Below are 25,419 nucleotides of genomic sequence, written 5' to 3'. Positions count from 1 at the left end.
AGCCTTCGTGACAGAACACAGTGAACAACATCGGAAACTCACCCTCGAGCGCCCGACGCCCCCCCGAAGAAGGTACCTGCTCGACAGGATTTCTCCACAGCTATGAGTGATCCAGCGCACTCGAGGCCCCGAATTCGGTTGGATGTCACCAAGGACACAGGCGGTATTCGGGCCGCTGTCCTCGACGACGATCGCTGCGGGTTAAACTCGCACTCGTGGTCATCTTCTTCGAGCTACTTCTCGTTCTTGCGGCAGTAGCCATCATCGCGTTCTCGCTCTACGTCGTCTACCGACTGGTCAACGACGAGTCGTGACAGAACCGGTTGCGGGGCAACCCGGCAGAGCTGACGAGGGGCTCGATACCCCCGTCACCAGTGGCGACGAAGCAATAGCGGCTGCCGAACAGAAGTTCGCCGACGCGTCGACGCGGAACGTTCCGGTCCTGCCGGACATCCCGCACCCCGACGACACGGCCAATCTTCGCCTCGGCCCCGATCTGCACCCGTCGATGCTCGCTCTGCTGCCGCTCGTCGGCGTGTGGCGTGGCGAGGGCGAGGGCCACGACCCCGAGTCGGGTACCGACTATCCCTTCGGTCAGCAGATCGTCGTCACTCACGACGGCGGTAGCTACCTGAGTTGGGAATCGCGTTCGTGGAGGCTCGACTCCGACGGCAACTTCGCACATCCCGACCTCCGCGAAACCGGATTCTGGCGGATGAGCGGAGGCCACGGGCTCAAGGGTTCCGAGGACGAAGAGCTCGTCGAACTGCTGCTGACCCACAGCACCGGAGTCGTCGAACTGTATTACGGCCACGCCCTGACCAAGTCGTCCTGGGAACTGGCCACCGATGTCGTCATCCGTAGCACTTCGGGTGCGTTGGTCGGCGGGGCCAAGCGGCTCTACGGCATCGTCGAAGGCGGGGACCTGGCATACGTCGAGGAACGCGTCGTCGCCGACGGCCCACTGGCACCGCGGTTGTCCGCGCGCCTGTCTCGCTACATCGGCTGAGACACAACCACTTCGGTACCCACAGCGAACGGCCCCCGAGCCATACCTGATGTCAGGTCCCGACCGGACAGGTCGGGGGCTCGGGGGCCGGGTAGCTGCCTGGGATTCGCTTGCCGCTCGCGCGGTCTTCGCAGTGAATCCGTCAGCGATTGCGGCTAGCTGACAGCCACCTCACGCGTCCTAGAGTTCTTCAACTTCAGACCACCTCCTCTCTCGTGTACTTCACAACGTACGCCCGAGTTTCCGAGTCGGCAAAGAGTTTTTTCCCACGATTCGAGCCGAGGTCGATCACCTGGTCGGCGTCGGTGTTCTCCGGCAGTTGATGAGTGACGACCACCACGATTCGATCGGCTCCGAACAGGCCGTCGTCGGTGGTGAGCAACTCTCGCAGTAGCTGTTCACCGGAGATTCGGTCGAGATGTTCGGTCGGCTCGTCCAGCAGCACGATCGGGGCCGTACTGAGCACAGCGCGAGCCAACAGCAGTCTGCGCCGTTCTCCGCCCGAGACGGCCTGCGCACCGCCGACCAGGGTGGTGTGAACCCCGAGGGGCTGCGCGTCGAGCCATGGGCCAAGGCCCACGCGTCGCAGCGCATCCGATGCCTGTGCTTCGTCGACATCGCCGCGCACCACACGTAGGTTCTCCAGAATCGAGGTGTCGAACAGATGCGCGTCCTCGGCGAACAGCGCTGCGTCCGAACCGCATTCCTCGGCGAACTCCCGCAGCATCGTGGACTTGCCCGATCCGCTGGGCCCGATGAGTGCGCTCCGCGCATGTGCACGGAAGTTCGTAGCAGGGGTCGAGTTTCTACTCACATGCGGCGGAGCCGCATCCAGCATCGCCATGATTCGAGTGGCCGCGATTCGTCCACGCATCAGGGCGATTGCCGCCCCGGGGAGTGCCGCGGTTGCCTCGAAGGCGGCGAGCGGAACCAGCACGATGATCGCCAGAGCCATCGGAGTCATGCCGCCTGCGGTGCCTCCGGTCGGTCCGTACAACCCGATGCCGACGAGAAAGGACCCGATCACCGATGCACCGATCGACAACGGAACGGCGGCATCGGCCAGCGCCGACGGTCGCGCCGCCCGGTCGCGGGCAGTGACCGAATCCTGCGCTGCGCCGCGGGCTTCGGCGAGGGTCGCGTCGAGGCGCCCGGCGACCCGCAGTTCCGCGGCGTGGTCGAGTGCTCGGACGGCGGTCTCGGCGAACCGCGCGTCGGCGTCGGCTCCGGCCTCCTCGGCGATCCTCGCCGACCGCGCCGCCAGAATCGGTGCGCCCACCCCGGCGATCAGCAACGACACCGCCAGGATCGACGCAGCAGCAGGTGCGATACCGGCGAGCAGTCCCACGGCTGCGAGCATCATCACGACGCTGACACAGATGGGGACGATCGCGCGTATGACAACGTCGCCGAGCACGTCGACGTCCGCCCCGGTGCGAGCCAGTACGTCACCGCGCCGCAGAGCGAGCGCGCCGTGTCCGTTCGCCAATTGCTCGTAGATCCTCGTGCGCGCTGCCGTCGTACCGCGTAGGGCCGCGTCGTGCGTGGTCAATCGTTCGAGGTAGCGGAACACACCGCGCGAGATGCCCAGCGCCCGAACGGCTACCACTGCGACGGTCAGGTCCATCACCGGAGGCATCTGCCAGGCTCGGGTGATCAACCATGCCGACAGTGCGGCGAGAGCCAGTGCGCTGCCGAGTGTTGCCACGCCGGCCGCCACCGCCAGTGCCACCCTGCGCGGGGAGAGCTCGAACAGTGCCAGTGCGCGTCGTAGGTCAGACATGATCGAACTCCGGTACCACCGGCGAACTGCTTCGCACCTCGACGACGCGATCGGCGGCGTGCAGCACCGCGCGCCGGTGACCGACCATCACCACGGTGACGCCTCGGTCGGCTGCATCTCGAATGGCGTGCAGCACGGTCTGTTCACTCGCCGCGTCCAGGTGCGCCGTCGGCTCGTCCAGTACCATCACCGTCGCGTCGGAGACGAAGGTTCGGGTCAGGGCCAGGCGTTGCAGTTCGCCGAGGGACAGACCCACTCCGCCCTGCCCGACGCGAGTGTTCCAGCCGTTCGGGTGCTCTCGGAGTACGGCGTCGAATCCCGAAGCGCGGCAGGCTGCGTCCAGTGCATCGGCGTCGGGCACACCGTGGAGGGTGACGTTCTCGTACAGCGTGCCGGGAAGCAGCACCGGCCGCTGCGGGAGCCAGGCGACCTGCGCCCACCACCGGTCGAGATCGAGATCGACCACGGGCACCCCGCCGACGAGTACCGCACCGCTCGTGGGCGTCGTGAGCCCCAGAACGGCCTGCAGCGCAGTCGATTTACCCGAGCCGTTGGGGCCGGTCAGTACGGTGATGGTGCCCGTTCGGCACAGCGCACTCAGTCCGGCCGGAGCGTCGCCGTCCCGGCTCGCGACGGTGAGTCCGACGAGTTCGATGTCCGCGGTCGTCGCGTTCACGGTCCGGCCACCGGTCGGCTGTGTCGTACGCCGGTCCAGGACCCGGAAGGCTCGCTCCGCGGCCTCGACGCCGTCCTCTGCTGCGTGGAACTGGGTCCCCACGGCGCGCAGCGGGAAGTACACCTCGGGGGCGAGGATCAACGCGATGATGCCCGCTTCGAGCGTCATCTCCCCGAAGACCAAGCGCAAGCCGATGCCGACGGCCACCAGCGCGACACACAGGGTCGCGAGCAACTCGAGCACCATCGACGAGAGGAAGGCAACCTTCAACGCGCGCATCGTGGTTCGTCGATGGGCGTCGCCCAGTGCGCGGATGCGAGCGGCCGGGCCGTGTTCGCGGCGCAGCGCGCGCAAGGTCGGCAGACCGGCCAGTAGATCGAGCAACTGCGCAGACAACCGGGTCATCGTGGTGAGCGTCGCCGCGGCTCGGCCCTTGGTCAGCAACCCGATCAGAATCATGAAGATCGGGATGAGCGGCAGGGTCACCGCGATGACCACAGCCGAGGTCACGTCCTGAGTGACGATGACGACCAGAACGAGCGGAGTGACGATGACCGCGGACACCAGCGCCGGCAGGTATCCGGTCAGGTAGGCGCGCAGACCCCCGATGGCTCGGGTGACGACGACGGTCAACTCCTCCCGTTCGCGGTCGAGCTCTCGGGGCTCGAAACGGGTTGCTGCCGTGAGTACCTCGACTTCGAGCTCGGCCACCACACGCGACGCCGACCGGTGCGCATAGCGGGACTGGGCTCCGGTGGCGAGCACACGGACGGCCATTGCGCCCGCCAGCACGGCGAGTTCCGTCGTCCAGGCGGACAACGACCGTGCCGTCGGGTCGGTGATGACGCCTGCCAGTACGCGGCCGATCGCAAGCGCGCCGACGATGATGCAGACGGTGACGACGGTCGACAGAGCGACAGTGCCGATCAGGTAGCCCCGCGCCGATCGGGAGTACTTCCACAGTCGCGGGTCGACGGGCCCCTTCGCCCGTCCCCGCGGCGCAGCGGGCGCGGTCACGATTTCACCGTCAGTCCGATCGAGTCCGGAATCTGGGCACTCGAAATGCGCTGGCGGAAGACCCAGTACGTCCAGGCCTGATATCCGAGAACGACAGGGGCGGCGAAGGCTGCAGCCCACGTCATGACCTTCAACGTGTACGGGCTCGACGACGCGTTCGCGATGGTGAGATCGAACGCGGCATCCGTACTGGACGGCATGACATTGGGGAACAGCGAGGCGAACAACAGCACCACGACGGCAACGATGGCAACGCTGGTGAAGACGAATGCCCAGCCTTCACGCACTTTCGCCGTCAGCGCGACGACGAGAAGCAATGCGACAGCGGCCACCGCGACGAGTAGCCACGTCCACGTCTTGCCGTGCGCGAGTTGGGTCCACAGGGCGAAGGCGCCGCCGACGAGAACTGCCGGAACCGACAGGCGCGTCGCAATTTTCACGGAATCCTCGTGCACGTCCCCGGAAGTCTTGAGCGCGATGAACACCGCGCCGTGCAGGGCGAACACCAGCGCCATGGTGGCACCGCCGAGCAGAGCGTACGGGTTGAGCAGATCGAAGAAGCCTGCGGTGACCTTCTTGTTCTCGTCGATCGCGACGCCGCGCACGATGTTGGCGAACGCGACGCCCCACAGCACCGCCGGAACCCACGAGCCGATGCCGATGCCGATGTCGCAGCGCCGACGCCACACCGGGTCGTCGATCTTGCCGCGCCATTCGATGGCGCAGATACGCAGGATCAGGGCCACCAGGATGAGCAGCAGCGGCAGGTAGAAGCCCGAGAACAATGTGGCGTACCACTCCGGGAAGGCCGCGAACAGTGCGCCACCTGCGGTGATGAGCCACACCTCGTTGCCGTCCCAGACCGGGCCGATCGTGTTCAGTACCGCACGCCTGCGCTTCTCCCCCGTGGCGGCGTCGGGATGCCTGCCCAGGATCGGCATGAGCATGCCGACGCCGAAGTCGAAACCTTCGAGCACGAAGTATCCGACGAAGAAGAAGGCGATGACGAAGAACCAGAATTCGGGCAGTGACATGGTTTTCCCCTAGTACGCGAACGAGAGCTGTTTGGGCTCTTCGTCTTCCGATTCCGGTGGATCGACGTGCGGATGCGCGTCGTGGTCGAGAGGTCCTTCGATGACATAGCGGCGAAGGAGGAAGAACCAGACACCACCGAGGGCTGCGTACAGCAGGGTGAACGTCACCAGCGAGGCGAGAACGAGGCCGACGGGATGGTCGGACACGCCCTGGTCCACGGTCAGCCGTATCTGATCGACTCCCGAGAGGTTCGGCGCGACAACCCATGGCTGACGGCCCATTTCGGTGAAGATCCAGCCCGCACTGTTGGCGAGGAACGGCGTCGGAATCGCCAGCAGCGACAACCACGAGAACCACTTCTGGTCGGGAATCCGGCCACCCCGGGTGACCCACAGACCCGCGATGGCGAGCAGGGCCGAGCCGGCTGCCAGTCCGATCATCATTCGGAACGCCCAGTAGGTGACGAACAGGTTCGGCTTGTAGTTTCCGGGGCCGAACTGCTGCTCGTACTGCTCCTGCAGTTGGTTGACGCCCTGCACGGTGGCGCCGAAGTCGTTCTCTGCCAGGAACGAGGTGAGTCCGGGAATCGCGATGAGGTGAATCACGGATTCGCAGTTGTTGTGGGTGCCCACGGTCAGGAGCGAGAAGCTGGCCCCGGTCTCGGTGTCGCACAGCGATTCTGCGGATGCCATCTTCATGGGCTGCTGCTCGAACATGAGCTTGCCCTGAATGTCTCCGGTGATGGCGAGCGCACCGCCGGCAACGATCATGACGATGAAGGACATTCGTGCTGCGGATCTGAACATCGAACGCGAGTCAGTGGCCGGGAGCGGAGCCTGCAGAGTGGCGACCCCAGCGGCCGGGAGCGGAGCCTGCGGTGCGAGTCCGTTTTCGGACAGCGGAGTGAGCGCAGCCTGCTTCCTGCGAGCCTCACGCACCATCCACCAGCCGGAGATGCCGGCGACGAAGGTCGCGGCGGTGAGGAATGCTCCTGCGACGGCGTGCGGAAAGGCCGCCAGCGCAGTGTTGTTGGTGAGCAGTGCCCAGATGTCCGTGAGTTCGGCGCGGCCGGTCTCTTCGTTGTAGATCGCGCCGACGGGATGCTGCATCCAGGAGTTGGCTGCGATGATGAAGAAGGCGGAGGCGTTGACGCCGATGGCGACGAGCCAAATGGTCGCCAGGTGAACGAGTTTCGGGAGTCGGCTCCAGCCGAATATCCACAGGCCGAGGAACGTGGACTCGAGGAAGAACGCGACCAATCCCTCGAGCGCGAGGGGTGCACCGAACACGTCACCGACGAACCGTGAGTATTCGCTCCAGTTCATGCCGAATTGGAATTCCTGGACGATTCCGGTCGCGACGCCGAGGGCGAAGTTGATGAGGAACAGTTTGCCGAAGAACTTGGTCAGCCGATACCAGGAGTCCTTCCCGGTGATCACCCACATGGTCTGCATGGCGGCCACCATCGGCGCGAGGCCGATCGTGAGAGGTACGAGAATGAAGTGGTAAACGGTGGTGATACCGAACTGCCACCGCGAGACATCCAACGCGTCCATCGATACTCCGAACTCTCACACCCGAGCTGTGACGGGCAACACCGCAGGTCAGGGCGTTGGCCCGCGACAAACTCGAATGTACTACTACGGTTAGTAGTAGGGAAGAGTCTTTCGGCAGGGTCGTTGGACTCCTATCGAGTTTCGACCGCCTCCACGGCCGTATCGACCATCGTCGAAACGTCATCGGCACGCCTCCGCGTGCCCAGAGGAACGCCGTTCATCGCCGTGACCCGAGCCGCGAGGGTGACGCTCGAGACAAGCCAAACGCCATCTGCGGCAATGAGATCCGCGGGATACAGGTGCCCGTGTTCGCATGTCCAACCAGCGGACTCGGCCACCGCGAACAACCCGGCGACCGTGGTTCCGGCCAGGATGCCTTGTTCGACGGACGGTGTGACGAGAGTCTTACCGCGCGCGAGCACCACCGTCGAGCGTGGACCTTCGAGCACCCGCCCCTCGCTGCTGAGGTAGATCACGTCGTCGACACCCTGCGTTGCGGCATGTCGCAGCGCGGCCATGTTGGTCGCATACGACAACGTCTTGGCCCCCGCGAGCTGCCACGGCGCTCTTGACGAGAAGTCCACCGAGTAGCCGCGATCGAGCGTGATCACCGACACCCCTTCGGTGCGCGCTGCCCGTACTCGCTCGGGCAGCGGCCCCACCGTCACGTATGCGGTGGGGCCACCACCGCCCTCCCGTCCGCGGCTGAGGACCACGCGAAGAACCGCCTCGTCCTCCGACTCCTGCGTCCACAGACCCACGGACTGTTCGACGACGGCGCGCCACTGTTCGAGATCGGGAACGGGTAGGTCCAGCGCCTTCGCCGACGCCACCAGCCGGGCCAGATGCAACTCGACCGCACAGGCCGCGCCGCCGCGCACGAGCAGCGTCTCGAAGACCCCGTCGCCGCGTACCGCGGCCAGGTCGTCGGCGAACAGCAACGGCCGATTCGCGTCGTGCACTCGGCCGTCCAACGTCACCACTACCGACTCCGACATGCCCGCCACCTTAGAGGGGAGCGGACGCGTTCGATCAATCCGCTCGGTCGGCCGTTGCCAGCGCGTCGGCGTACTCGTCGAGGTCGAGATCCTCGGCGACGACGACCTTGGTGCCGTTGTAGACCTCGCGGTCGATCTCGTCGTCGGCGTTGGCGACGAGCATCGCGACGAACGTGTCTCCGTTCACGTTGAGGAAGGTACGGAAGATCCCGGCGAACCAGTCCACGGCGATCAACAGGCCGACGGCCTCGAAGGGAAGGTCGAGCGAGGTCGCAAGGAACATCGCGACGACGGGGAATCCGCCGGGCACGGTGATGGTGCCCATGTTCAGCAGAACCGCCAGGCCCATGCCCAGCACGATCTGCCCGAGGCTCAGGTCGATGTTGCCTGCCTGCGCGAGGAACATCACCACGATCATGTAGTTGAGAACGGCACCGTAGGAGCCCATCGTCAACCCGATCGACAGCGTGAAGTTGGCGACCTTCTGACTGACGCCGACCTTCTCGACGGTGTTGCGCAGCACCGTCGGGAACGTGACGGCCGAACTCGTCGTCGTCACCGCGACGGCCGTCTGTTCGGTGAGCTTGCTGGGCAGCTTCCACGGGTTCAATCGGGTCCGCATCGTCACGACCACGACGAAGAGTGCGAACAGAATCAGCACCCCGAGCAGCGTCGTACCGAGGTAGCTCAGCGCGGTGGACACCACGGAGAATCCGACGTCGCCGGCGAGCGCGGCGAGCAGGCAGAACACACCTACCGGGGCGATGACCATGACGAGCCGGATCATCGTCAGGACGATCTGCTGAATCTGGTCCATGAACGAGAGCACCTGGGTGTTGCCGGTCTTGGTGATGTGACTGCGCAGCGCGATACCGAAGAGCAGCGAGAAGACAATGATCGGCACCATCGTCGCCGTCGACATGGCGTCGAACACGTTGGTGCTGACGAAGTTCAGAAGGGTGTCCTGCCAGCCGAGCGCCTCGCTCGCCGACTCCTCGAGCGCCGGATCGAGCTGCTGGGTGAACACCATGCCCGCGCCCGGCCGAATGATGGTGCTCAGCACCCAGGCCAGCACAGCAGCGACGACCGAGAACCCGATCATCCACTTGAAGGTGCGAAACGCGATCTTGCCGGTTCCCGCCCCCGCCATCGACCCGGTGGCCACGATGACCGAAGCCATCACCAGCGGGACGATCGACATCTGGATCAGTCGGATGAACAGATCACCGATGAACTTCAGGTTCGCGGCCCACTCGCCGACCACCAACCCGAACACGATGCCGCCGATCGCGGCGAGGCCGATCTGCGCGGCCGGATGCGCCAGTTTCTTCATGGGTCGACACGCTAGGTCCGTGTCGTCGCGGTGCCGTGTCGTCGCCGTTTCGAGGGTGTAAAGGGACCGGTCACCGAGTTGCTGCGCCGACGGGCTCCTACTATGGGGGATGTGTCCGACACAGTCACGATCAGCCCGAGTCCACTTCTGACACTCCCCGGCGCAGTGCCCTCCCCCGACGACAGCGTCGATGCCGGGGTGGCCTGGCATTACGGCAATCCGTTCGGCGAGCAACGCGACGCGGTCAGCGGCGCTGCCGTCATCGACCGTTCCCACCGTTTCGTGCTGGCCATCAGCGGAGACGAACGCCTGAGTTGGTTGAACACGATCTCGAGCCAACTCGTCTCCAACCTGCCCGACGGCAGCTCGGCCGAGAATCTGAGCCTGGATGTCAACGGCCGCATCGAGCATCACTTCGTCCAGACCGACCTGGCCGGCGTCACGTACATCGACACCGAGCGCTCGGCCGGACCGGATCTGCTGTCGTTCCTGAAGAAGATGGTGTTCTGGGCCAAGGCCGAACCCCGTGAGGCCGACGAACTCGCCGTTCTCACCGTCCTCGGATCCGACGCGGCGTCGGTGCTCGAGAAGGCCGGCCTGCCGGCTCCGAGCGAGGTCTACGGTGCGTCGCCGATCGACGGCGGCGGTTTCGTGCGGCGGATGCCCTGGCCGGGCGCAAATTCGTACGACGTGGTGATCCCCCGCGCGAGTCTGAGCGAGTGGTTCATCCGACTGCGCGACGCCGGGGCCGCCCCGGCCGGAACCTGGGCGTTCGACGCGTTGCGGGTGGAATCGTTGCGTCCGCGGGTGGGCGTGGACACCGACGAGAAGACCATTCCGCACGAGGTTCGCTGGATCGGCAGCGCAGCCGAGTTCGGCGCGGTGCATCTGGAGAAGGGCTGCTACCGCGGGCAGGAGACGGTCTCGCGCGTGCACAATCTCGGTCGCCCGCCCCGGCACCTGGTGCTGCTGCATCTCGACGGCTCTGCGGACGGTCGTCCCGGCACGGGCGATCCGGTGACCGCAGGCGGACGCTCGGTGGGCCGTCTGGGCACCGTCATCGACCACTTCGAGCTGGGGCCGATCGCATTGGCCCTTCTCAAACGAACGATTCCGGTCGACACTGCCCTCGAGGCGGGGCCGTGTGCCGCGTCGATCGATCCGGACTCGATCCCGTCGTACGACGACGTCCAGGCCGGCCGCGCTGCGGTCGACCGCCTGCGCGGCCGGTGACCGGGAGGGTCCTGGCGGTCTGCGTCGTGCACGCCGATGTTCCGTTCGGACGCCGAGCGGTGGTCGACAGTGGTATCGACAAGCGGCCCGTCGACGGGCAGGTGGACGTGCACGAGCTCGGCATCGGCGGTGATCACTGTCGGGACACGAAATTCCACGGCGGACTCGATCAGGCCGTGTACGCCTACGACGAGGTCGAGGCGCAGCACTGGGCCGACGAGCTGGGGGTGCCGGTTCCACCGGGTCGATTCGGGGAGAACCTCCGCACCGAGGGTGTGCCGGTGACCGACGCGGTGATCGGGTCGCGGTTTCGCATCGGCACGGTGGCCTTGGAGGTGACGATCGCCCGCAAGCCCTGCGCGACGTTCGCACGGTGGATGGACCAGCCGAGATGGATCCGTCGCTTCGCGGACCGAGGTGATGTGGGTGCGTACTTCCGAGTTCTCGAACCCGGGGTCTTCGGCGGCGGTGACACGGTGACGGTGGAGTCGGTACCCCAACACGGGGTTACGGTTCGCGACCTGTTCCGAGGAACCGACGCGACCGCGATGTCCACTTTGCTCGATCAGCCCGATTTGGCTCCGAAGGTCTACCGCGATGCGGCTGCGGCACTGAAATCGTTGCGCAACTGACCCCTGAGTGCGTCGCTCCCCATGACGCGCAGCACGTAGTTCTCGTGTCGCGAAACGGAGATAGTTTGCCTGTGCACGGATTTCTGCAGGTACAGGCTGCGTCGACCCATTTTCCGGGCGTGTCGCGCCCGTTCGCCCGGCACCGACACGTGGTGCCGTCTGCGCATCGCGGCGATTCGCGCGCTAGAGTGTGTCCCAGGAAGAAATACCAACTCTAACGGGGCCGCCAAATTTCCCCAGGCCGCCCCGAAAGTCCGCGAGGGGGCACCGCCATGGGCCGAGGCAGGGCTAAGGCAAAGCAGACAAAGGTCGCTCGTGAGCTCAAGTACAGCTCGCCTATTACGGACTTGGAGAGACTGCAGCAAGAGCTCTCCGGTGGTTCGTCGAACTCGCATCGTGGCGGCGTCGACTCGGACGCGCCTTCCCGAGTCGAAGAAGACGAGTACGAGGACTGGCGACGCTAGTACTGAGCACGACAACGACTGAGGGGGAGCCGCGATGCGGCTCCCCCTCACTTGTTTGCCCGTCCTCGGGCGATCAGAACCTCGGGTGGTTACCCAGCAGCAGCGCACGCTCGTCGGCGACGTCCTTACCGGTCGCCTTCTTCACCGTACCCAGCGTCCAGCAGTCGATGTGGCGTGCGGTCAGCACGGCGAGTGCGCGGTCGACGTCCTCGGGTGCCACGATGGCGACCATGCCGACTCCCATGTTGAACGTCTGCTCCATCTCGGCGCGCTCGACGCGCCCGCGCTGAGCGATCAGCGAGAAGATCGGGGCAGGGCTCCACGTGGTGCGGTCGAGTTCGGCGACCAGGCCCTCGGGCATCACCCGTGAGAGGTTGTTCGCCAATCCGCCGCCGGTGACGTGGCAGAACGTGCGCACGTCGGTTTCGGCCGCGAGCGCGAGGCAGTCCTTGGCGTAGATTTTGGTCGGTTCGAGCAGCTCCTCGCCGAGGGTGCGGCCGAACTCCTCGACGTGTCCGCCGAGATCCATGTGGTTGATCTCCAGCAGCACCTTGCGCGCGAGGGAGTAGCCGTTGGAGTGCAGACCCGACGATCCCATGCCGATGACGACGTCACCGGGACGCACCCGCTCGGGTCCGAGGATCGAATCAGCCTCTACGACGCCGATGCCGGTGGCCGAGAGGTCGTAATCGCCGTCGGCCATCAGTCCCGGGTGCTCGGCCGTCTCGCCGCCGAGCAGTGCGCAACCGGCGATGATGCAGCCTTCTGCGATGCCCTTGACCAGTTCCGCGACCTGCTCGGGAACCACCCGGCCCACGGCGATGTAGTCCTGCAGGAACAGTGGCTCGGCACCACAGACGACGAGGTCGTCGACGACCATTGCGACCAGGTCGAGGCCCAGGGTGTCGTGCTTGCCGAGCGCCTGCGCCACGGCCACCTTGGTGCCGACGCCGTCGGTCGAGGCGGCCAGGACGGGCTCGCGGTAGTCGCCCTTGAGCGCGAAGAGGCCGGCGAAACCGCCGAGACCGCCCATGACCTCGGGCCTGCTGGCCTTCTTGGCGAGCGGCGCGAACAGTTGCACTGCTCGATCTCCTGCGGCGATGTCGACCCCGGCCGCCGCGTAGGAGGCACCGCCCGAGTGAGTTGCGCTCGTGGGTTGGGATTCCTCGGTCATTCGGCTCCAGCCTGTGTACTCGATCATGTGAGCGCCCGTGACGGCACAGATAGCGCCCTAACGGTACCGGAGTGCCCGGTGGCGAGAAGAATTCACGTGTGCAGGCGCTTGCCCGGGATCGCCGCCAACAGCTTCTTGGTGTAGTCGGCCTCCGGCGATCGCAGGATCTTCCACGGTGTTCCCTCTTCCACGATTGCCCCGTTGCGCAGCACCACCACGCGATGCGCGACGCGGTCGACCACCGCGAGGTCGTGACTGATGAACAGGCAGGCGAAGCCGAATTCCTGCTGCAGTGCCTCGAACAGATCGAGCACGGCTGCCTGCACCGACACGTCCAGAGCGCTGGTCGGCTCGTCCGCGACCACCAGATCAGGTCCCAGCACCAGTGCCCGCGCCAGGCTGACGCGTTGCCGCTGCCCACCGGAGAGCTCGTGGGGGTAGCGCTTGTCGGTGCCCGACGGCAGTTGCACGGCGTCGAGCAACTCGGTCGTCCTCGCCGCGATCGCGTCCTTGGAGCCGTACTTGTGCACGATCATCGGTTCGGCGATGCACTGCCCGACGGTCAGTCGGGGGTTCAGTGATGCGGACGGGTCCTGGAAGACGAAGCCGAATCGCTTACGTAACGGCTTCAGCTTGCGTTCGCTCACGCCTGCGATGTTCTGCCCCATCACCGTCACGCTGCCGCTGGTCGGCTTCTGCAGTGCTGCAACACATCTGCCGATCGTGGACTTGCCCGAGCCGGATTCGCCCACCAGCCCCAGGGTTTCGCCGCGGTGGATGGTGAGCGAGACGTCGTCGACCGCCCGGAACGCAGGTGAGCCGACGCCGCCGGAGAACTGCACCACCAGACGCGAGACGTCGAGTACCGGTTCTCCCGAGGTGTCTACCGTCTTGTCGGACTCCACGGCGGCGAGGGTCGGCACCGCGGCCAGCAGCTTCTTGGTGTAGTCGTCGGCGGGTGCGTCGAAGAGTTGCGCCACCGGAGCTTCCTCGACGACGCGGCCGTTCTGCATGACGACGACGCGGTCGGCCAGGTCGGACACGACGCCCATGCTGTGGGTGATGAGCACGATGGCGCAGCCGAGCCGATCCTTGAGATCACGGAGCAGGTCCAGGATTTCGGCCTGCACCGTGACGTCGAGAGCGGTGGTCGGCTCGTCGGCGATGATGACCTTCGCCTCGCACGAGATGGCGATCGCGATCATGACGCGTTGCTTCTGCCCACCCGAGAGCTCGTGCGGGTAGTACGAGAAGCGCTGCTCGGGATTGGGCAGACCCACCATCGTCAACAGCTCGACGGCCCGAATCTTGGCATCCTTCGCCGACATTCGCTTACCGTCGTCACTTCGGGTCGTTCCGCCGGCTCCACTCCTGGCGCGTGTGTGCGCCCGCAACGCCTCGACGATCTGATAGCCGATGGTGAACAGCGGATCGAGGGCGCTGCCCGGTTCCTGGAACACCATCGAAATCTTGTTGCCGCGCAACTGCGCCCACGCCTTGTTGCTCAGCGTCGTCACGTCCTGGCCACCGAGTACCACGTGTCCTTCGACGCGTGCGGTGTCGGGGAGCAGGCCGATGGCGGATCGGACGCTGACGGACTTGCCCGATCCGGACTCCCCCACCACGGCCAGTACTTCGCCGGGGAACACCTCGAACGAGACCTCGGTGACGGCATCGACTTCGCCGGCGTCGGTGAGGAACGTGACGGACAACGACTTCACCGACAATGCGGACTCGCGTGGAGTTGCAACACTCGATGTCATACCTTCACCGCCTTCTTGAACTTCTTGCGGGTGCGCAGCAGCGGATTGAGTGTCTCACTTGCGCTTTCGCCCACCATGGTCAGGCCGAGCACCACCAACACGATGCCCAGGCCGGGGAACACCGACGTCCACCAGATGCCGTTGGAGATATCGGGCAGCGCCTTGTTGATGTCGTATCCCCACTCCGAGGCGGAGGTGGGCTCGATGCCGAATCCGAGGAAACCGAGTCCGGCGAGGGTCAGGATGGCCTCGGCACCGTTGAGGGTGATGATGACCGGCAGCGTCTGCACCACATTGGCGAGGATGTGCCGGAACAGGATTCGCGGAGTGCCGGCACCGGTGACCCGGGCGGCGTCGACGTACGGTTCGGTCTTGACCGCCACCGTGGCGTTGCGCACGACGCGAAAGTACTGCGGGACGAAGATGGCCGTGATGGCGATGGCTGCGGATGCGATGCCACCGAAGCTCGACGACTGGCCGCCTGCGACGACGATCGAGATGACCACCGCGAGAAGCAGGGACGGGAATGCGTACATCGCGTCCATGAACAGCACGAGCACGCGGTCGAACCAACGGCCGATGTAGCCCGAGGCGAGGCCGAGCGGAACACCGATGATGAGCGAGAGAATCAACGACGACGCGATCACCATCAATGCCGTTCGGGCACCGTAGATCACGCGCGAGAACACGTCCTCACCGCGAACCGAGGTGCCGAACCAGTGCTGCGCGGACGGGGCTGCTTGTCGGGCGAAATCCTGCCCGGCGTCGCTGGTCTGCGAGAACCCGTACGGCGCGAGAAGCGGGGCGAACACTGCGGCGATCACGAACGCCACCATCAGGGCCAACCCGACGATCAAGGTGACACGTTGCAACCCGGACGTGGACTTGACGAATGCGACGCCGGGAAATCCTCGACGGTGCGGACGGGTGGGAGGGACGTCGGACAGCACGACTTCGGTGCTCATCAGAACCTCACTCTCGGGTCGATGAGTGCGACGATCGCGTCGGTGACGAAGCTGACGACGGCGACCACGACGGCCAGGAACGTCACGATGCCCTGCACCGCAACGAAATCGCGTTGCTGGAGGTACCGGGCGAGTTCGTAGCCCAGGCCCTGCCACTCGAAGGTCGTCTCGGTCAGTACCGCACCGCCGAGGAGCACGGCGATCTGCAGGCCGATGACGGTGACGATGGGAATCATGGCGTTGCGGAACGCATGTCGTCGCGTCACCGTGCCCTCGCTCAATCCGCGAGCGCGCGCAGCGTCGACGAACGGTGCCTGCAACGTCTGAATCAGGTTGACGCGCACCAGCCTCAGGAACACTCCGGCCGTCAACAGACCCAGGGCGAGTGCGGGTAGTACGGCATGCTCGAGCACGTCCACGATGTAGCTCGGCTCGCCGTACAGGAACGAGTCGACGATCAGAATGTTGGTCTTGGGCGAGACGTTCTGCAGTGCCAGTTCCACATTGGTGCTGGCACGACCGGCGACAGGCAGCCAGCCGAGCTTGACTGCGAACAGCAGCTTGAGCAACATGCCGACGAAGAACACCGGAGCCGCGTACGCCAGGATCGCGAAGATCCGCAGCGAGGCGTCGCCGAATCGGTCCCGATGGGTGGCGGCGAAGAATCCGAGCGGGATGCCGACCGCGAAGGCGACCAACAGTGCCCAGAACGCCAATTCCAGTGTGGCAGCACCGTTGACGAGCAGGACGTCACTGATCGCGCGGTTGTCGGTGGCGGAGCGGCCGAAATCGCCGCGCAACAGTCCGGTCAAGTACTCCCAGTACTGCGTCAGAATGGGTCGGTCGTAGCCGGCCTCGGCCTTGCGCTGGGCGATCTGTTCGGCAGGTAGGCGACCACCGAGGGCCGCGGTGATCGGATCACCGATCACCCGCATCAGAAAGAACACGACGGTGACGAGAATCCAGGCAGTCGGAATGATCAGCAGAAATCTGACCCCGAGATAGCGGGCGAGCGCGCCGTACCGTGACGGCGCGCTCACCTGCTGTGCTTGCTTCTCGCCCTCTACCGTCGTGCTGTCGGTAGTGGGCACGCCGGTCAGCCCTTGGCGAGAGTGACGAATCGGAACTTGAACGAGGCGTCGAGAGTCTCGTCCACGCCGCTGATCTCGTCGGTGGCGACGGCGATCTGCTTGCCCTCCAACAACGGAAGCGTCGGCAGGTAGTTCGTCGCGAGCTCGGTCTGAATCTGACCGATGATCTGCATCCGCGCATTCTCGTCGGCGGTCGTGCGCTCGAGATCGAGCAGTGACGTGATGGCCGGGCTCTCGAAGTGCGACTGCAGGAAGTTGTCCGGCCCGAAGAACGGCGTCAGGTAGTTGTCCGCATCGGGGTAGTCCGGGAACCAGCCCAGCTGGTACACCGGGTAGGCGTCGGCGACGCGTTCCTTGGTGTACGTGCTCCACTCGGTGGACTGCAGGTTCACGTTGAACAGGCCCGTCGCGTCGAGCTGGCTCTTGATCGCGGCGTATTCCTCGCTCGAGCTCGAACCGTAGTGGTCCGGGTTGTACTGCAAGTTGAGCTGCACCGGGGTGGCAACGCCTGCGGCAGAAAGGAATCCGGCTGCTTCGTCGCGGTTCGGGGTGGTGCCGTAGACGTCGCCGTACGCGGTGTTCGCACCGGCCAGGCCTGTGGGTACGACGGAGTACAGCGGGGTGTAGGTGCCCTTGTAGACGCCGTCGGACAGCGCCTGGCGATCCACCGAGGCCGCAATTGCCTTGCGCACGGCCAGCTTCTGATCAGGGGTGTCACCGGGCATCGTGTTCATGTTGAAGACCATGTAGCGCGATTCACCGCCGGGTCCCTCGTGCACCGTCAGACCGTCGACGCTGCCGAGCGATTCGACATCCGTCGGGGTCAGCGATCGCCATGCGACGTCGATGGCCTTGTTCTGCACGTCGAGCTTGAGGTTGTCGGAGCTGGTGTAGTACTTCGCGTTGATCGACGAGGTCTTCGGGGTTCCGAGGATGCCCTTGTAGTCACCGTTCGCGGTGAAGCTGACGAGGGAGTTCTTGGCGTAGCTCGCGATGGAGTACGGGCCGGCGAACGGGGTGCCCGCCACGATGGCGTCGTCGTCGAGAATCGAATCTGCCGGGAACACGGTCTGGTCGACGATCGGGCCCGCCGGTGTCGCCAGAATCTGCGGGAACGTCTGATCGTTCGCGGCCTTGAGCGTGAACTCGACGGTCTTCTCGTCCGGAGTCGCGATGCTGTCGAGGTTCGTCAGCAACGACGCGGGTCCGTTGGGATCGTTGATGGCGACGATGCGATCGAAGGAGAACTTCACGCTCTCGCTCGTCAGCGGGTTGCCGTTCGCGAACGTCAGATCGTCCTTCAGCGTGCACGTGTAGACGGTCGGCTCGGCGAAATCGCAGCTCTCGGCGACATCGGGCTCGAGCTCGGAGCTACCGGGCGCGAAATTCATCAGGAAGGGATACGTCTGGTTCATGACCATGAACGAGCCGTTGTCGTACGAGCCCGCCGGGTCGAGTGACGTCACCTGGTCGGTGGTGCCGACGGTGATGGTGTCGCCACTGCCCTCACCGGAGCCACCGGCTTCGTCGGTGCGGCCCGAGCCGCAGGCTGCCGCAGTCAATGCGAGTACCGACAGTGCTGCCACTGCAGCAAATTTCTTGCCGTGTTTGCGTCCCGCTGTACCGGGTGCAGCGGTCTTCGATGCCGCGCTGTAGCGCTGCATGCGTCCGTCGTCGGGCGACAGGGTCATCTGAAAGCCTCTATCCAATCGGTGTGTCCTATGTAACTGAAAGGACAGTACCGACGGACTGTTTCCAATATGTGGCATTGAGAAAACCCTGCTGTTCCCTCGCAGGAACGCCCTGCTCAGGGACGACTCAGAGCACTCACGTTCGCGTCGTTGTCCACCGGCTGCCCGGCCGCCGAGGCCAGCAGACCCTCGAGAACGTGCTTGCCGAGTGCGTTGTCGGCCGGCAGATCGATCGGATACTTGCCGGTGAAACATGCTGCACACAACCGGGATTCAGGCTGCTCGGAGGCCGCGATCATGCCGTCGATGGAGATGTACCCCAACGAATCGGCACCGATCGCCTGCCGAACACCCTCGAGAATTCCGTCCTCGGAATCGACACCGTTGGCGATCAGCTCTGCGGGAGAAGCGAAGTCGATGCCGTAGAAGCAGGGCCAGCGCACCGGCGGCGACGCGATTCGCACGTGAATCTCCAGCGCACCGGCCTCGCGCAGCATCCTGATCAGGGCGCGCTGGGTATTGCCGCGAACGATCGAATCGTCCACCACCACCAGCCTTTTGCCCCGTATGACCTCTTTGAGAGGATTCAGCTTGAGCCGGATGCCGAGTTGACGAATGGTCTGCGACGGCTGAATGAACGTGCGGCCCACATAGGCGTTCTTCATCAAGCCCTGGCCGTAGGGGATGCCGGAGCCCTGCGCGAAACCGACCGCAGCGGGAGTTCCGCTCTCGGGCACCGGGATGACCAGGTCCCCCTCGGCAGGATGTTCCTTCGCGAGACGACGTCCGATCTCGACGCGCGTCGAGTGCACCGAACGACCACCGATGACGCTGTCGGGACGAGCGAGATACACGTACTCGAACACGCACCCCTTGGGCTCGGGAGCCGCGAAGCGTGAGGACCGAACACCGTCGGCATCGATCGCGAGCAGTTCACCGGGCTCGATGTCGCGGACGAACGCGGCACCGACGATGTCGAGTGCCGCAGTCTCGCTGGCAACCACCCAGCCGCGATCGAGGCGGCCGAGGCACAACGGTCGAACGCCGTGCGGATCACGCGCGGCGTAGAGAGTGTGCTCGTCCATGAACGTCAGACAGAAGGCACCCTTGAGCAGAGGCAGCAGTTCCATCGCCGCCTGCTCGATGGTGCAGTCGGCTGCCTTGTGCGCCAGCAGCGCGGTCACCACGTCGGAATCCGACGTGCCGTTGCCCTGCAGTCGGTCGCTGATCAGCCCTGCGTCGCGCGCCTTGGTGGCGAGCTCGGCGAAGTTCACCAGGTTTCCGTTGTGGCCGAGTGCAATCCCGGTCCCGGCAGTGGTGGTACGGAAGATCGGCTGCGCGTTCTCCCACGTGACCGAACCACTGGTGGAGTAGCGGCAGTGCCCGATGGCGACATGCCCGGGCATCGCACCGAGCGTCTGCTCGTCGAACACCTGGCTGACGAGACCGAGATCCTTGAACACCAACACCTGGGAACCGTCGGACACTGCGATGCCGGCAGCCTCCTGTCCACGGTGCTGCAGCGCATAGAGGCCGTAGTACGAGAGCTTGGCCACATCCTCGCCCGGTGCCCACACTCCGAACACACCGCACTCCTCGCGCGGCTCGTTCTCCGGTTCGTCGAGGGGTTTGCCTAGCAGAAGATTCGGACTGTCGACCGACAAATCGGCGTTGGTCACGGGCATTGCTCCCTTGGGGGACGGGGCGGGGGGCCGTGCCTGAGTCTACGGGCACACGACCGGAGTCAACGCATCGTGTGTACGGGAGATTCCCAGTAGGTGAACGTGTGTCCGATTCGAACCGATCACCTGATGGACAACAGCGGCAGCCAGCGACCCACTTCGGCCGCTCTGCTGCCGGACGCATCGATCGAACCGTCGGCGAGAGCGTCGGCGAAATCCCGGATTCCGGTGACCACCTGCAGCCACGTCAGCGCGTCGGTTTCGACCACGTTCGGCGGTGTCCCCCGGGTGTGACGCGGCCCCACGATGCACTGCACCGCGACGAACGGCGGTACCCGCACCTCCACCGAGGATCCCGGCGCATTCTGGCCGAGAGTTCTGGCAGTGGTGCGTACCGCGGCGGCAATCTGCGCCCGCGCAGGCTTGTCCGCCTCACCCTTGATCCATTGCTCGACGGCCAGAACGGCCTCGCGTACCTCGGCGGGGCCGACTTCCTTGTGCGGTGGCACTGCGTCTAACTCCTGTCGTTCGCAGCGAGATGCGCCAGAACGGCGCCGCTGGCGTTGAGGAAGTAATGCAGCAGAGCCGGCGCGAGCACACTGCCGCTGCGGGCTCGAAGCCACGAGAACACCACACCGGCCGCTGCCGTTGCCACCACAGTTCCGACCACGGTGTCACCCGCCGCGCGGGCCGGGTGAATGTGCCAGAGCCCGAAGAAGATCGGCGACAGAGCGGGCGACGCGGCGTCGAGCACACCGCGGAAGAGCAGTTCCTCGGTCAGTACCGTTCCCACCGGGATGCGAAACAGGACCCACTCGGCCAGTTCGTCCTCGGACGGCCGGACGCGGCGTCGCAACGCGGGAATCGCGGCGACGACGGCAGATCCGAGCACCGGCACCGCCGACGCCGCAGCGCCCCACTTCAGGCCGGCAGCGAAATTGCGCAGGCCCAGCTCTGCTGCGCTCGTTCGAGACAGTGCAGCCACACCGACGGCGAACGACGCGTTGGCCACTGCCCGTCCACGGGCATCGAGACCCAGCGCGGGAACGAGGTAGGTACTCCACGCCGTCGTCGCGATTCCGGTCAGAATGGGTCGTTCCGCAGGCTCCACTCCGGCCAGAATGGGTCGTTCCACAGGCTCCACTCCGGCCGTCACTGCGGTTCTCACTTCTCGGGACCGTCTCGGCCGGCGAACTGCTCCATGACTCCGCGGACTCGTTCGGTGTCGCGGTCGGTCCACCCCTCGGGTGCGGCAACGGCCACCCAGCCGTCGAGCACGAGGGTTCCGTAGTTGTGGCCGTGTCCGTCGGGAACGCCCGCGGCGTTGGTCAGATCGGCGGCCACCTGCCAGAAGGTCACGACCGGGAACCATCGCATGCTCGGCAGCCGGTCCGGCCCCGGTGGCTCGGACAGCCAGTCGGGACGCTCGAACAGCAGGTCGGGTGACCACCAGACCACCGGATCCGACGCGTGCTGGACGTAGAGGATCCGCGGCTCGTACCAGGGCTGATCCTCTGGCGGGATACCCGACGAGTTGTCGGCGAATCGGACCGTCAGTCCCTCGGAGTAGACCGGCCGCACCTCCGGGCTTCCCGGGTCGCGTCGGCTGACGAACTGACTCCAGATGCGGTTGTTGTTCGGCGGTCCAACCCACAGGACGCCGTCGGTGGTGGCCCGGATGTCGGCCAGACCGTCGAACGCTCCTTCACCCGCCTGGGTACCGAGGCTCTCGCCGTAGACGTAGAACTTCGGGCGCGTGGCCTCCGGTTCCTCCAGCCAGCGGTCGTGCACCTTGTCGATCAGAGCTCTGCCTGCCTGCGCGGCCTTGTCTCCCTCCGCGATGAAGGAGATCCAACTCGGCAGGTACGAGTACTGGGATGCGACGGTGGCGACATCGCCGTCGAACATGAGCTCTTCGGCTTCGATGGCGGTGGGATTGACCCATCCGGTTCCGGTGGTCGGGACGACGACGAGAGCCGCGCGCTGGAATGCCCCGGTGCGTTCGAGTTCGGCGACCACGATGTTCAGTCGCTCGTCCTGGGTCTCTGCCGTTTCCAGGCCTGCGTATGCCCGGATCGGTTCGAGGCTGGGGCGGCCCGTTGCCCGCTCCATCTCGTCGGCCCGTAGTCCGCTGGAGACGAAGTTGCGACCCTCGAATCCGAGGGTGTCCCATGGCGCCAACGAGTTCGGGCTGCCGGAGCGTTCGTCGGCGACGGGTTGTTCTGCGCCGTCCCGGGTTTCGTCGTTCTGCAGACTGAACACGGAGTTGGTGACCTCGGAGACCGCGCGCAGCAGGACACCCTGAACCAGGGCGACGGACAACACGACGAGGACGACGACCCCGAGCGCATTGGCCACTTCGCGCGGCATCTTCACGACGCGGTTGATCTGACGGGCGAGCAGACGAACGAAGTCACGCAACACCCGCCACACCGAGATCAACAGGGCCGCAATGGCGATGCTGAGCGCGCCGGTGCGGAAATACCCCGTCGTGGTGGTTCCCTCCGCGTCCATCAGAGCGGCCAGCTCACGCTGCCATTCCGCCGAGATCGCCAGCATGATCATCGACGCCGCGATCGCGAGGACAGGAACGGCAGCCTTGACGGCCAGCTCGACCTTGCGCGGCAACGGCCACCACGATCGGGACGAGAGCCACCACCGAGTGACGGCCCACCCCACCGCGACGCCGAATGCGTAGCCGATGGCCGCGTTGATACCGCCGATGATGCCCTGGAACAGCCATCCACGAGGGAGCAGAGACGGAGTCAACGACCAGCAGAAGAACAACGCGCTGAACGCAATTCCGGTGAAGTCCAGGCGCAGCAGGCCCCAGGCCCACATGACGAACGGATGCTCGGCGGGTGAGGGGACGACGAACTCGACCGAGGGCAGGTGGTACCGATGATGCTGGTCCTGCTCGAGTGTCGCGTCGACCTCGTCGTGGCGCTGCTCCGATGTGCGTCCCCCCACCTCGGTCAGCCGAAGAGTCTGGGAAGAGTGCTCTCGAACGTCTCGCGCAGCTCCGTCATCGGGACGGAGAACTGCCCTTGCACCTCGATCGAATCCGAACCCTCGTCGACGACGCCGATGCGTGCCCACGGCAGACCGCGGGCGGTGCACATGCCGGTGAAGCGAGTTTCTTCCGTGCGCGGTACCGCGACCAGTACGCGGCCCGAGGACTCGGAGAACAGTGTCACGAACGGATCGGCGCCCTCGGGAACGATGATGCGGCAACCGGTTTCACCGGCCAGAGCAGCTTCGACGACGGCCTGCGCGAGGCCACCCTCGGACAGATCGTGGGCTGCCGAGACCAGTCCGTCACGCGAGGACGAGAGCAGAATGTCGGCGAGCAATTGCTCGCGGGCAAGATCGACCCTGGGCGGCACGCCGCCGAGGTGATCGTGCTCGACCTGCGCCCAGATCGACCCATCGAACTCGTCGTAGGTGTCGCCGAGCAGGATCAGCGTCTCACCGGGCTCGAGTCCGAGGCCGGTGGGGATGCGGCGATGCACGTCGTCGATCACGCCGAGCACACCGACGACGGGTGTCGGCAGGATCGGCTCGGCACCGGTCTGGTTGTAGAAGCTCACGTTGCCGCCGGTCACCGGAATGCCGAGGGTGACGCAGCCGTCGGCCAGTCCGCGCACGGCCTGCTGGAACTGCCACATGACGCCCGGGTCCTCGGGCGAGCCGAAGTTCAGGCAGTTGGTGACGGCCTTGGGCGTCGAGCCGGTGACAGCGACGTTGCGGAACGCCTCGGCGAGCGCGAGCTGCGCGCCCTGGTAGGGATCGAGTGCGGTGTAGCGGCCCGACGCGTCGGTGGCCAAAGCGATTCCACGACCGGTCTTCTCGTCGATGCGGATGACGCCGGCGTCGGCGTTCTCGGCGAGGACGGTATTTCCGCGCACGTAGCGGTCGTACTGCTCGGTGATGAATCGACGGCTGCACAGCTGCGGCGAGCCGATCATCTTCAGCAGCGTCGCCCGCAGCTCGTCACCGGTCTCCGGACGCTTCAGCGACGCAGTGGTGTTCGCGACCAGATCGTCCTGGGTGGCGGGTCGCTGCACGGGACGGTTGTACACCGGTCCCTCGTGCGCAACGGTCTTCGGCGGAACGTCGACCACGGTCTCGCCGTGCCACGTGATCTGCAGATGCTCACCGTCAGTGACCTCACCGATCACGGTGGCCAGGACGTCCCACTTGCGGCAGACCGCCATGAACGCGTCGACGTTCTCGGGCGTCACCACCGCGCACATGCGCTCCTGGGATTCGCTCGAGAGCACCTCGGCGGGCGTCATGCCGGTGGCGCGCATCGGCACCTTCTCCAGCTCGATGCGCATGCCGCCGCTGCCCGCGGACGCGAGTTCGGAAGTGGCACAGGACAATCCGGCACCGCCGAGATCCTGGATGCCGACGACCAACTTGTTGGAGTACAGCTCGAGGCAGGCCTCGATGAGCACCTTCTCGGTGAACGGATCGCCGACCTGCACGGCCGGGAGCTTCTTGCGGCCCCCGCCGGTCTCGTCTCCGTCGAAGGTCTCCGACGCGAGCACGGACACGCCGCCGATGCCGTCGAGACCGGTGCGGGCGCCGAACAGAATGATCTTGTTGCCCAGGCCCGACGCGAACGCGAGATGCATGTCCTCGACGCGCATGACACCGGCACACAGAGCGTTCAACAGCGGGTTACCGGCGTAGGAGGCGTCGAACACCGTCTCGCCGCCGATGTTGGGGAGGCCGAGGGAGTTTCCGTAGCCACCGACGCCTGCGACGATGCCACTCAGGACGCGGCGCGTATCGGGTGCATCGGCAGCACCGAATCGCAGCTGGTCCATGACGGCGATCGGGCGAGCGCCCATGGCCATGATGTCGCGGACGATGCCGCCGACGCCCGTCGCCGCACCCTGATAGGGCTCGACGTACGACGGGTGATTGTGGCTCTCGACCTTGAACGTGACGGCCCAGCCGTCGCCGACGTCGACGACGCCCGCGTTCTCACCGATACCGGCGAGCATGGGCTTGCGCATATCGTCGGTGGTGGTCTCACCGAAGTACTTCAGGTGCACCTTCGAGGACTTGTACGAGCAGTGCTCGCTCCACATGACGGAATACATCGCCAACTCGGCGTCGGTGGGCCGACGGCCGAGGATTTCCTTGATGCGGACGTATTCGTCGTCCTTGAGTCCGAGTTCCTTGTACGGCTGCGCTACGTCGGGGGTGGCGACGGCGTTGGAGACAGTGTCTGTGGGTACAGAGCTAGCGGACACGAGGAATAGGTCCCTTCGATGGAGCGAAATGCCAGGGAGAGTCTATCGGG

The 25,419-nt window shown here is 65.5% G+C and carries 20 protein-coding genes; 4 read left to right on the top strand and 16 right to left on the bottom strand.

Translation table 11 applies throughout. From position 1 onward, the window contains the following. Window positions 1-388: 388 nt before the first annotated feature. Window positions 389-1,009 carry an FABP family protein gene (locus CH283_RS04650; RefSeq protein WP_068049905.1) on the top strand — a complete coding sequence of 207 codons (621 nt, stop codon included), beginning with the start codon at window positions 389-391 and terminating at the stop codon, window positions 1,007-1,009. Between the two features lie 196 nt (window positions 1,010-1,205). Here the strand turns inward: CH283_RS04650 and CH283_RS04645 are convergent, their stop codons facing one another. From CH283_RS04645 to CH283_RS04620, 6 genes are all read right to left on the bottom strand, one after another. Further along, entirely contained in the window at window positions 1,206-2,792 is a 1,587-nt protein-coding gene (locus CH283_RS04645) for an amino acid ABC transporter ATP-binding/permease protein (protein ID WP_094639303.1), read from the bottom strand. Further along, the gene (cydD, locus tag CH283_RS04640; protein WP_094639302.1) at window positions 2,785-4,485 is read right to left on the bottom strand and encodes a thiol reductant ABC exporter subunit CydD; all 1,701 of its coding nucleotides are present in this window, start codon (window positions 4,483-4,485) and stop codon (window positions 2,785-2,787) included. The genes CH283_RS04645 and cydD overlap by 8 nt, the downstream gene beginning before the upstream one ends. Further along, a complete protein-coding gene (cydB, locus tag CH283_RS04635; RefSeq protein ID WP_094639301.1) occupies window positions 4,482-5,519 on the bottom strand; it encodes a cytochrome d ubiquinol oxidase subunit II in 1,038 nt (345 codons plus the stop codon). The genes cydD and cydB overlap by 4 nt, the downstream gene beginning before the upstream one ends. A 9-nt stretch (window positions 5,520-5,528) precedes the next feature. Then, window positions 5,529-7,076, bottom strand: a complete 1,548-nt coding sequence (locus CH283_RS04630) for a cytochrome ubiquinol oxidase subunit I (protein ID WP_094639300.1) — start codon at window positions 7,074-7,076, stop codon at window positions 5,529-5,531. A gap of 131 nt (window positions 7,077-7,207) precedes the next feature. After that, window positions 7,208-8,074, bottom strand: a complete 867-nt coding sequence (locus CH283_RS04625) for an aminodeoxychorismate lyase (protein ID WP_094639299.1) — start codon at window positions 8,072-8,074, stop codon at window positions 7,208-7,210. A 34-nt stretch (window positions 8,075-8,108) separates the two neighbouring features. Beyond that, the gene (locus CH283_RS04620) at window positions 8,109-9,407 is read right to left on the bottom strand and encodes a dicarboxylate/amino acid:cation symporter (RefSeq protein ID WP_068049893.1); all 1,299 of its coding nucleotides are present in this window, start codon (window positions 9,405-9,407) and stop codon (window positions 8,109-8,111) included. Between the two features lie 102 nt (window positions 9,408-9,509). Between CH283_RS04620 and ygfZ the strand changes: the two genes are divergently transcribed. From ygfZ to CH283_RS04605, 3 genes are all read left to right on the top strand, one after another. After that, window positions 9,510-10,640, top strand: a complete 1,131-nt coding sequence (ygfZ, locus tag CH283_RS04615; RefSeq protein WP_094639298.1) for a CAF17-like 4Fe-4S cluster assembly/insertion protein YgfZ — start codon at window positions 9,510-9,512, stop codon at window positions 10,638-10,640. After that, a complete protein-coding gene (locus tag CH283_RS04610) occupies window positions 10,637-11,272 on the top strand; it encodes an MOSC domain-containing protein (protein WP_094639297.1) in 636 nt (211 codons plus the stop codon). Before ygfZ ends, CH283_RS04610 begins: the two co-directional genes overlap by 4 nt. A 272-nt stretch (window positions 11,273-11,544) precedes the next feature. Next, entirely contained in the window at window positions 11,545-11,736 is a 192-nt protein-coding gene (locus CH283_RS04605) for a DUF3073 domain-containing protein (RefSeq protein ID WP_082898823.1), read from the top strand. A 73-nt stretch (window positions 11,737-11,809) separates the two neighbouring features. Here CH283_RS04605 and purM read toward each other — a convergent pair whose 3' ends face one another. The 10 genes from purM to purL all read right to left on the bottom strand — a co-directional run bounded on the left by purM (window position 11,810) and on the right by purL (window position 25,369). Then, window positions 11,810-12,910, bottom strand: coding sequence for a phosphoribosylformylglycinamidine cyclo-ligase (gene purM, locus CH283_RS04600; RefSeq protein ID WP_032376541.1), 1,101 nt, complete (start codon window positions 12,908-12,910; stop codon window positions 11,810-11,812). Between the two features lie 92 nt (window positions 12,911-13,002). After that, window positions 13,003-14,673, bottom strand: coding sequence for an ABC transporter ATP-binding protein (locus CH283_RS04595; RefSeq protein WP_094639296.1), 1,671 nt, complete (start codon window positions 14,671-14,673; stop codon window positions 13,003-13,005). After that, the gene (locus tag CH283_RS04590; RefSeq protein ID WP_094639295.1) at window positions 14,670-15,638 is read right to left on the bottom strand and encodes an ABC transporter permease; all 969 of its coding nucleotides are present in this window, start codon (window positions 15,636-15,638) and stop codon (window positions 14,670-14,672) included. The genes CH283_RS04595 and CH283_RS04590 overlap by 4 nt, the downstream gene beginning before the upstream one ends. Then, window positions 15,638-16,678 carry an ABC transporter permease gene (locus tag CH283_RS04585; protein ID WP_176460326.1) on the bottom strand — a complete coding sequence of 347 codons (1,041 nt, stop codon included), beginning with the start codon at window positions 16,676-16,678 and terminating at the stop codon, window positions 15,638-15,640. Before CH283_RS04585 ends, CH283_RS04590 begins: the two co-directional genes overlap by 1 nt. Window positions 16,679-16,734: 56 nt before the next feature. Beyond that, window positions 16,735-18,420, bottom strand: a complete 1,686-nt coding sequence (locus CH283_RS04580; protein WP_094639293.1) for an ABC transporter substrate-binding protein — start codon at window positions 18,418-18,420, stop codon at window positions 16,735-16,737. A gap of 116 nt (window positions 18,421-18,536) precedes the next feature. Further along, complete coding sequence (purF, locus tag CH283_RS04575; protein WP_068283319.1) at window positions 18,537-20,099, bottom strand: amidophosphoribosyltransferase; 1,563 nt, start codon at window positions 20,097-20,099, stop codon at window positions 18,537-18,539. A gap of 125 nt (window positions 20,100-20,224) precedes the next feature. Next, on the bottom strand, window positions 20,225-20,611 hold the full coding sequence (locus CH283_RS04570) for a sterol carrier family protein (RefSeq protein WP_094639292.1): 387 nt from the start codon (window positions 20,609-20,611) through the stop codon (window positions 20,225-20,227). Between the two features lie 5 nt (window positions 20,612-20,616). After that, window positions 20,617-21,270: a CPBP family intramembrane glutamic endopeptidase gene (locus tag CH283_RS04565; protein WP_255183084.1), complete on the bottom strand. Its 654-nt coding sequence runs from the start codon at window positions 21,268-21,270 to the stop codon at window positions 20,617-20,619. After that, window positions 21,267-22,994, bottom strand: coding sequence for an alpha/beta hydrolase (locus CH283_RS04560; protein WP_255183085.1), 1,728 nt, complete (start codon window positions 22,992-22,994; stop codon window positions 21,267-21,269). The genes CH283_RS04565 and CH283_RS04560 overlap by 4 nt, the downstream gene beginning before the upstream one ends. 83 nt (window positions 22,995-23,077) lie before the next feature. After that, window positions 23,078-25,369: a phosphoribosylformylglycinamidine synthase subunit PurL gene (gene purL / locus CH283_RS04555; RefSeq protein WP_094639290.1), complete on the bottom strand. Its 2,292-nt coding sequence runs from the start codon at window positions 25,367-25,369 to the stop codon at window positions 23,078-23,080. Window positions 25,370-25,419: the final 50 nt, after the last annotated feature.

It is taken from the genome of Rhodococcus sp. 05-2254-2 (assembly GCF_002259095.1).
In the GTDB taxonomy this organism is placed as follows: domain Bacteria; phylum Actinomycetota; class Actinomycetes; order Mycobacteriales; family Mycobacteriaceae; genus Rhodococcoides.
The sequence above is the reverse complement of the archived record's forward strand: the minus strand, read 5'-3'. Positions and strand labels throughout refer to the sequence as shown.

Bases quoted from the DNA above. Each gene is read 5' to 3' on its own strand.
- CH283_RS04645 (WP_094639303.1), bottom strand. From the start codon at position 2,792: ATGTCTGACCTACGACGCGCACTGGCACTGTTCGAGCTCTCCCCGCGC.
- cydB (WP_094639301.1), bottom strand. From the start codon at position 5,519: ATGTCACTGCCCGAATTCTGGTTCTTCGTCATCGCCTTCTTCTTCGTC.
- CH283_RS04630 (WP_094639300.1), bottom strand. From the start codon at position 7,076: ATGGACGCGTTGGATGTCTCGCGGTGGCAGTTCGGTATCACCACCGTT.
- CH283_RS04625 (WP_094639299.1), bottom strand. From the start codon at position 8,074: ATGTCGGAGTCGGTAGTGGTGACGTTGGACGGCCGAGTGCACGACGCG.
- CH283_RS04620 (WP_068049893.1), bottom strand. From the start codon at position 9,407: ATGAAGAAACTGGCGCATCCGGCCGCGCAGATCGGCCTCGCCGCGATC.
- ygfZ (WP_094639298.1), top strand. From the start codon at position 9,510: ATGGGGGATGTGTCCGACACAGTCACGATCAGCCCGAGTCCACTTCTG.
- CH283_RS04605 (WP_082898823.1), top strand. From the start codon at position 11,545: ATGGGCCGAGGCAGGGCTAAGGCAAAGCAGACAAAGGTCGCTCGTGAG.
- purM (WP_032376541.1), bottom strand. From the start codon at position 12,910: ATGACCGAGGAATCCCAACCCACGAGCGCAACTCACTCGGGCGGTGCC.
- CH283_RS04595 (WP_094639296.1), bottom strand. From the start codon at position 14,673: ATGACATCGAGTGTTGCAACTCCACGCGAGTCCGCATTGTCGGTGAAG.
- CH283_RS04590 (WP_094639295.1), bottom strand. From the start codon at position 15,638: ATGAGCACCGAAGTCGTGCTGTCCGACGTCCCTCCCACCCGTCCGCAC.
- CH283_RS04580 (WP_094639293.1), bottom strand. From the start codon at position 18,420: ATGACCCTGTCGCCCGACGACGGACGCATGCAGCGCTACAGCGCGGCA.